Annotated in this window: 7 protein-coding genes; 2 read left to right on the top strand and 5 right to left on the bottom strand. The window is 44.5% G+C overall.

Features of this window, described 5'->3' with window-relative positions:
- On the top strand, positions 1 to 185 hold a 185-nt coding region (locus U9Q77_02200), incomplete at its 5' end, for a hypothetical protein (GenBank protein MEA3286176.1).
- A gap of 61 nt (positions 186 to 246) precedes the next feature.
- Positions 247 to 2577: a glycoside hydrolase family 20 protein gene (locus tag U9Q77_02195; protein ID MEA3286175.1), complete on the top strand. Its 2331-nt coding sequence runs from the start codon at positions 247 to 249 to the stop codon at positions 2575 to 2577.
- A gap of 46 nt (positions 2578 to 2623) precedes the next feature.
- Here U9Q77_02195 and U9Q77_02190 read toward each other — a convergent pair whose 3' ends face one another.
- The 5 genes from U9Q77_02190 to U9Q77_02170 form a co-directional block, all read right to left on the bottom strand.
- The gene (locus U9Q77_02190) at positions 2624 to 2845 is read right to left on the bottom strand and encodes a helix-turn-helix transcriptional regulator (protein ID MEA3286174.1); all 222 of its coding nucleotides are present in this window, start codon (positions 2843 to 2845) and stop codon (positions 2624 to 2626) included.
- A 1-nt stretch (position 2846) separates the two neighbouring features.
- Positions 2847 to 3275, bottom strand: coding sequence for a hypothetical protein (locus U9Q77_02185; GenBank protein ID MEA3286173.1), 429 nt, complete (start codon positions 3273 to 3275; stop codon positions 2847 to 2849).
- A gap of 122 nt (positions 3276 to 3397) precedes the next feature.
- Complete coding sequence (locus tag U9Q77_02180; GenBank protein ID MEA3286172.1) at positions 3398 to 3868, bottom strand: GNAT family N-acetyltransferase; 471 nt, start codon at positions 3866 to 3868, stop codon at positions 3398 to 3400.
- 91 nt (positions 3869 to 3959) lie between these two features.
- Positions 3960 to 4367 carry a DoxX family protein gene (locus U9Q77_02175; GenBank protein MEA3286171.1) on the bottom strand — a complete coding sequence of 136 codons (408 nt, stop codon included), beginning with the start codon at positions 4365 to 4367 and terminating at the stop codon, positions 3960 to 3962.
- A gap of 391 nt (positions 4368 to 4758) precedes the next feature.
- The coding region (locus tag U9Q77_02170; GenBank protein MEA3286170.1) for a prolyl oligopeptidase family serine peptidase at positions 4759 to 5553 on the bottom strand (795 nt) is incomplete at its 5' end.

Below are 5553 nucleotides of genomic sequence, written 5' to 3'. Positions count from 1 at the left end.
ATGAAGTTGGTAAGGAAACGGTATTTTTGGGAACTGGCTCAGAGGGGATCGGCTTTTTGCGGACTGCTAATGAGTATGGCAAAATGAGCGCCTATCTGGGAACTGGTAAATCAAACACTGGCATGGTGTTGCTCTGCGATCGTAATGGAATGACCAAATGGGTCGAAAAAGTGGATAGTAATTAACCCTTCCCCAATTGCTTAGCCCGACAATGTTAGCCTAATTCGAAACACAGCTATGAGACACATGAAAACCAGACTCTTCATCTCCACACTCGTTGTGGGTGTCCTCCAAGCCTGCTCTGCCACTAAAAACCCAACACCAGAAAGTAGTGCTATGAATATCATCCCGCAACCTCAGTCAGTTGAACTTTTGGATGGAGCTTTTGTTTTTGAGGCACAAACCACGTTCGCGATCTCAGGCGTTGATAATGAGCATCATTTTTTCCAGGATTATCTTAGCTTACTCATTCCAGGACTTACCATTGGGGATGATGAATATCCGCAACTAAAACTTCAATTGCTTGAGGAGACAGAACTTCCTTCAGAGGGCTATCTTATGGAAGTGAATCCTGATGGCATTCTGATCACAGCAGGTGATGCACCTGGGCTATTTTATGGGATCCAGTCCCTACGCCAGCTATTACCCACTGCTGTTGAAAAAGAGGATTTGGCTATTCAAGGACACCGGATCCAGGCAGCAGTTATCCAGGACCACCCGCGTTTTGCCTGGCGTGGGATGCATCTGGATGTCTCACGGCATTTTTTCCCGGCTGAGTTTATCAAACGCTACATCGATATGATCGCTCTCCATAAAATGAATGTCTTTCACTGGCACCTGACCGATGACAATGGCTGGCGGTTGGAGATCAAACAGTATCCTGAATTAACTGAGATTTGTGCCTGGCGTGTTGATCGTGAGCATGAGGATTGGCGAAAATGGTCACCAGTAGAAGCAGGAGAGAAAAGCACTTACGGGGGTTTCTACACCCAGGCAGAGGTTCGGGAGATTGTTGCCTATGCAGCCGATAGACAGATCACGGTCATCCCCGAAATAGAGATGCCTGGCCATGCTTCTGAGATCTTTGCAGCTTATCCTGAACTATCCTGCAAGGGTGAGAAATTGGATGTCCGCCCAGGAAGCTATTGGCCCAACGAGGACATCTTTTGTGCGGGAAATGATTCTGTGTTTACTTTTCTGGAAAATGTGATTGATGAAGTAGTGACGCTCTTTCCAGCGGAATACATCCATATCGGCGGGGATGAGGCCACCAAGACCTATTGGAAAACCTGTCCCAAATGTCAGAATCGGATCAAAACTGAAGGTCTGGCAGATGAGCATGAGCTGCAGAGTTGGTTCATCCAGAAGATGGAGCGGTATATCCACTCCAAGGGGAAACGCATCATTGGCTGGGATGAAATTCTGGAAGGTGGATTAGCACCTGATGCAACTGTCATGTCCTGGCGGGGAGAAACGGGAGGGATCGCAGCCGCCAAAGCTGGCCACAATGTGATCATGACCCCTACATCACATGTATATTTTGATTATTATCAAGGTGATCCGGAAACAGAACCTCAGGCAATTGGTGGCTATTTGCCCCTTCAAAAAGTCTACTCCTATGAACCGGTTCCTGTAGAATTAGCGCAAACTGAATACAAGTATGTCCTGGGTGCCCAAGCCAATCTATGGACCGAATTTGTCAAAACCACCAGACACGCAGAATATATGGTCCTACCACGAATGACAGCGCTGTCCGAGGTCTTGTGGTCTCGCGCAGATCAGCGGAATTGGATTAATTTTCATCAGCGCTTACAGCTTTTATTACCCAGGTTTGATGCGCTGGGGTGGAACTATAGCAAGGGATCATTTCTGGTTGAGATCCTGCCAGGCCGATTATTGGACAATGGGAAAATAGAAGTTGAACTTATTTCTGAGCAGGCCGATCATGAACTTCGTTTTACCCTTGATGGTTCGGATCCCATAGCCGAATCCAAAAAATATACCCATGGTTTATCTCTGGGACAGGATGCACAGGTAAGAGCAGCCGTTTTTAGTGGTCAGCAGCGCATGGGTCGCGTTTCTCAAAGAGATTTTGCCTTTCACCAGGCTGTTGGGGCAGCCACCTCCTATGACCTGAAATATCATTCACGCTACAAAGGTGGTGGTGATATGGGGTTGGTTGATGGAATTCTTGGGTCAGATAATTTTCGAGATGGAACCTGGCAGGGCTTTGAAGGCCATGATCTGGTATTGACCATTGATCTTGGAGAGGTTCAGGAGATCTTCAAGACCGAGCTTAATTTTTTGCAATCCACACCATCCTGGATTTTTATGCCCGAGTATATTGAGGTCAGTCTTTCCAAGGATGGAGAGGATTGGATGTTTATGAAACGGGTTGAAAATGAGGTCCCTGAGAAAGATGACCGGGTGACCATCCAACGATTAACTGCTGATTTTCCCACACAAGCAACGCGCTACATCAAAGTTCTGGCAAAGAATCGAGAGATTTGTCCAGAGTGGCACGCTGGAGCAGGGGGTCAGGCCTGGATTTTCTGTGATGAGGTTATTGTTAGATAAGACAAGCGGGTTTAAAAAGTGCTCAGGGAGGGTTGCAGAAACTGGACTACTCCTTTTCAGGATGATATGTAAATACATCATCTAGCGGTACATTGAAAACGTGAGCAATTTTAAAGGCTAGCTCCAATGTTGGGGAGTACTTGCATGACTCAATAGCTAAAACGGTTTGGCGAGAAACACCAATGCGATTCGCCAAATCCTCCTGGGTCATTTCATTCGCGTTGAATCTGTATTTTCTGATATTATTTTCTATTGTTTTCAGGGTCAATTCAGAATCCCCTTCGATAAAAATTTAATTGAAAGATATAGCCCACGATTTCAGAGAGTACAAAAAAGAACAGAGCAATATTAACAATAACTTCCACAGAAAAGCCAAAATAGAAACTTATCACAACAGCCCAGGTACCTGAGAGATTAACATATCGGGAAAATTTTCCAGCCCTGAGTTCAATCATTGTGTGCCGCTCATCTATGCCATCACTCGCTTCCTTGTTGAACCATCCCGCGACGATGGACTGTAATACTATTTGAATCAACGAGATGAAGAATAGTACTCCGACAAGTAATCCTCCGAAGTTTAAAGCGATTGTATCCGGGTTAGTCAGGGTGCTAAAAACTTTTACAAAATAATACCCAAAAATCAATAGAGTGGAGATGAGTGAGATCCACAAACTTCTTTCTTGGAATGATACAGGCATGTTATATATCCTTGACTTAATGTTAAATATATCATACCCAATATATAATATATTTAACATTCCGCAAGCAAGAATATCCGATCAAAAAAATAAACTATTAAGAATAGGATAGAAGAGGGTATCTATTCATGTATGGAGGAGGTAGCATCTTTTTTTATTAGCTTGAAATAGAAAATTTCACGATGTGGTTGAGGCAGATTATCCAGCCAACCACTTACTTTAAACCCTAGCTTCTCATGTAGCTTTTTTGACGCTTCATTGTCATCCTCGGTTGAACTGAAAAATTTTCCTGAAGGGCAGTGATGATCCTCAACATACTGGATCAACAGTGCAGCTAATCCCTTCCTACGAACCGATACATCAGTGACCACCAGCTTTAGAAAGGTACAGCCAAACCAGTCTGGTTCAAAGGTGGCATAGGCAACAATACTGTTTTCATGTTCCAAGACCAACATCCCATCTTCCGGAATCATCTTTACAAAATGCTTGCGTCTTTTTGCTCGATCAAAAATATTAAAGTTAGGGGCATCGATAGCGACACAAGCTTCAAGATCATCTATGACTGCTCCACGGATAATTATATTCAGGTTCATTCTTCAGCTTACGAGGATTCACCCTCATCTGCAATAAAAAGAAAATCCGACTGAAGCCGGATTTTCTAATAATTACATTCTTGGACCGGCCTTATTCAGAAGCAGGTACCACAGCGCGATTTCCTCCTGCCACAAAAAGCAAAGAGATCAGCAGGGTTAATAACTGGAACTCCATACCTCCCATGGGATGACTCTCTGACGCCACAAAGCTCCACTGGGGCCAGTGTACCATGCCGATGGCACCTGTCATGGTCAATACGAATATACCACCTGCAATGCGGGTCAATAAGTCGTTAAATATTGCGCCGGCCAGAATAAAGATACCACCGACCACTTCCATGGTTGCCAACAGGTAGATCATGAGTAAGGGCATACCCATTGATTGGGACATCATTTCCGCCATTGGAAATTTTATAAAACCGTGAAATAAAAAGATACCTGCCAGTGATAGTCTGATCAACCAGTGTCCATGCTCTGAAATTTTGTTTAAGAAATCCATCTTGTTCTCCTTGCTTATGTTACGTTGATCCATAAGAGGACCAATTCGTTCTTTTTCTCGGCTTAACATAATGAACAGCAGCAAGTAAAATGTCCGAAGCGGGACAATTAAGATTTATCCTGTTTTTTTAATCAGGGTAATCAGTTTTGGACAAGAGGACTTTAACCACAGTAAAACGGGAAAAGATGCAGAAATTGAGTGCAGGCTTGAGGTTTAGTTGGTATTAAATATTAGAATGGCGATGGTTGATCCTGCGATTTCAAAATTGGATATTTGGGATCAGATCCTTCGACTCCGATCAGTGAGACCAGACTGTGTCTTGCTGGGCGAGTCAAAGTATACACAGATCTCCACACTTAATTGCCGTCTGTTTAATGGCTTGAGATGATCATTAGGGGATGGTAAAACTCCCCACACCTTTGATGTGTAACTCCTGGTCTGGGTCATCTGTTTTCTGAAAGATCAGCTCTAGCTCAATGCTTGGTGTATCCGGTCCTAACTCAAACCTGAAATTCTGGTCTTGGAGCAGGATCTGACCACTGGGGAGACCGAGTACTTTGTTGGACCACGGTTGAAGTCGGAAATCAGCCAGGGTAAACGGGTGTGGGTTGATTGACTGTGAACCATCTATCAGTAGCTTGATCTTAAGAAATGTTTCATCAGGGTAATTCAGAAAACGGGCCTTTTTGTTAACGCTCAGGATCTGGACCTGGATATCCTTACTCAGCCAATCTTCGCCACTCAAGGCCGCTTTTCGACCCAAATGGTAATTCACCCAGGACAATTGGCGTTGAAATACATCCAATCGATGGTTGGGCTCATCCATTCCGTGACCCTCTCTCGGGTAGAGGAAAAACCGATGGGGCACTGCCAAAGTTTTTAAAGCCCTGGCGAGTTCTCTTGAATTTGAGGTGAAAGTGTTCTCATCCTCAGCTCCATGAAGGATCAGGGTGGGTGTTTTGGCTTTTTTGATAAAGGTGGAAGGGGACATCCGCCGATAAAGATTAGGAGTTTCCCAGTACGGCTTTCCCAGATAATCAAGCTCCCACTGGGCATAGATGGAGTTGGAGAAATCACTTTTCAGGTCAAAGATCCCATAACGGCTTGCGGCCACTTCAAACAGGTTTGTTTGAGTGATCACCCAATTTGTCATGTAGCCGCCGTAGGAACCGCCCATGATCACCAG

The organism is Candidatus Neomarinimicrobiota bacterium, assembly GCA_034716895.1.
Lineage (GTDB): Bacteria > Fidelibacterota > UBA8477 > UBA8477 > JABMPR01 > JABMPR01.
This window is presented reverse-complemented; position numbering and strand designations above follow the sequence as displayed.